The organism is Kitasatospora sp. NPDC057542, from assembly GCF_042801945.1.
Classification (GTDB): Bacteria; Actinomycetota; Actinomycetes; order Streptomycetales; family Streptomycetaceae; genus Kitasatospora.
Genome location: NZ_JBHVFE010000785.1, coordinates 1 through 1,968, shown reverse-complemented (window position 1 = coordinate 1,968; position 1,968 = coordinate 1). Strand labels below are relative to the sequence as shown.

2 protein-coding genes are annotated in these 1,968 nt (G+C 72.6%); both read left to right on the top strand.

What is annotated here, in order from left to right; all coding sequences use genetic code 11:
• Positions 1–194: 194 nt before the first annotated feature.
• Complete coding sequence (locus tag ACFU7Y_RS43460; RefSeq protein ID WP_224276585.1) at positions 195–1,157, top strand: DUF2510 domain-containing protein; 963 nt, start codon at positions 195–197, stop codon at positions 1,155–1,157.
• A gap of 205 nt (positions 1,158–1,362) precedes the next feature.
• Complete coding sequence (locus ACFU7Y_RS43455; protein WP_224276587.1) at positions 1,363–1,545, top strand: hypothetical protein; 183 nt, start codon at positions 1,363–1,365, stop codon at positions 1,543–1,545.
• Positions 1,546–1,968 lie beyond the last annotated feature (423 nt).

Below are 1,968 nucleotides of genomic sequence, written 5' to 3'. Positions count from 1 at the left end.
GGCCCGAGCCGCGATTCCTACCCGGCGGCTGCCGTTCGGAACGGTTGTCGGCGCCGAGCGGATCGCCGGCGACGTGCAGGGCCCGGCGTAGCGAACCGTCCAGCAGGTGCACACGGAGCGCCGGCCGCCCGTCGCGGCCGGGCTGGGACGTACCCGCTCGGAGCGGGCCGGCGACGGGCGGGTAGCGTACGCCCGTGACCAACTCGACGCCTCCCGGGTGGTACCCGGTCCCTGGTGCGGACAACTCCCCCGGGTACGAGCGCTGGTGGGACGGCAATGCCTGGACGAACGAGGTCCGGCCGCTCCAGGCCGGCGCCGTGCAGCCCGGCTACGGCCATCCGGGCCAGAACCTCGGCCAGGCCCCCGGCTACGGCTACCCGGGCGCGAGCCGGAACGCCCACCCGGGAGCCGGCTACGGCTACCCCGGCCCGGGCTACCCGCCTGCGCCGGGCCCCCGGCGCACAAGGCTCGGTGTGATCATCGGCGTCGTGGTCGGTGTGCTGGCCGTGGGCGGGACCGTCGCCGCGTTCGCGTTCCGCGATGGAGGCGATCCGCAGGCCGGCCCGACCCCGAGCCCGACGGTCAGTGCCTCCCGGAGCACCGGCTTCACGCCGAGCCCCACTCCCACCCCGGCGCCCACGACGGCCAGGCCGGTGCCGTCCGTCACGGGCATCTGGCCGGACCCGCAGCACGCCATCACCGTCCCGATCCTCGACGGCTGGGCCACGGAGACCGACCGCCCGAACCTGTCATGGTTCGAAGGCACCGGCCAGTACAGCTGCAACGGCGGCCACCGCTGCGTCCGGGGGATGTTCGCCATCGGCAAGGACACGGTCCAGGGCACCACGGCCAAGGACGCCGCCGACTCCGCGATGCCGGACTTTGCGAACGGGCTCTACCCCGGAGTCACCCAGCACACCGACTACGGTTCCGGTCCCATGAGCGTGGACGGCGTGCCCGGCTACGCCGAACGCTGGCATGTGCAGACCTTGACCGGTACCCAGGGCTACGTCCTGCTGGCCACCTTCCCGACCAAGGGCGGCGGGTACGTGGTGTTCAAGGGCTCGGTGGACGACGACGCGCTCTCGCCGGACAAGGACGCGCTGGAGCAGATCCTCACCGGCATCAAGCAGATGGGATCCTCCAGCAGCAGCTGACGCCCTGGGACCCGCCCGATGTGCCGGGGGCGCATCAATCCCAGCGCCGACCGCCGTACTGCTACCGCTCTCCGGGATCCTGTGCCCGCGGCGCGTGCCGCACCCGAACGGCCGATGCCCAGCTGCTTCCCAGCCCGGCCCTGTCCGCCTCGCCCTGAGCACCCGAAGTGGTGAGGAGGGGCATGCCCTCCAAGGAAAAGCTGTGATGCAGGAACAGGACCTGCGCGGTGGGCCGCTGGGCGGCCGGGTGCTGGCCGGTCCCAGGGCCCCGCACCGCGTGGTGGTGCGGAATACCGGCCCCGGGGACCGGGTGCTCGGCCAGAACGAGGCCGGCGTCTGGGCGGCCGAGCTCGTCCGGACGCTACCTGCCGGGCCCGTCGGGAGCTGACCACCCGCCTCCGCAACCCGCGCCGCCAAGGTGCGCCGCCAACCTTGACAGCGCAGGTCCGAACGGGCTGCGGACAGGTGACGCAACCCGTTCTTCGGTACATTGGCAACCTGGCCTGGGGCGGTCATCAAGGTCTCCACCGGAGGCCTTGATGACCCCCAGGCCGGTGATCAAGGTGACGCTGGGTTGCTGTACTGCTGTCGCGATTGTCGCGCTGTCGCGCCTGGCCGTGGCTGTGGACAGCGGCGGAGCCGGGGCGTGCGGCGGACGCGACAGCGCGACAGACACCCCGGCCGGTACTTCGCCACGGCCATCCCTGATCTTCGGAGGGTATCCCCGGCTTCAGCCGGGGAGGGAATCCGATCCTGGGATCGGTGGCGCGGAGCGCCGCCGCGTCCCTGCGCAGCGGAACGCTCGTGGTGT

Excerpts from the sequence above, each read along its gene's own strand:
- ACFU7Y_RS43455 (WP_224276587.1), top strand. The coding sequence starts at position 1,363 with ATGCAGGAACAGGACCTGCGCGGTGGGCCGCTGGGCGGCCGGGTGCTG.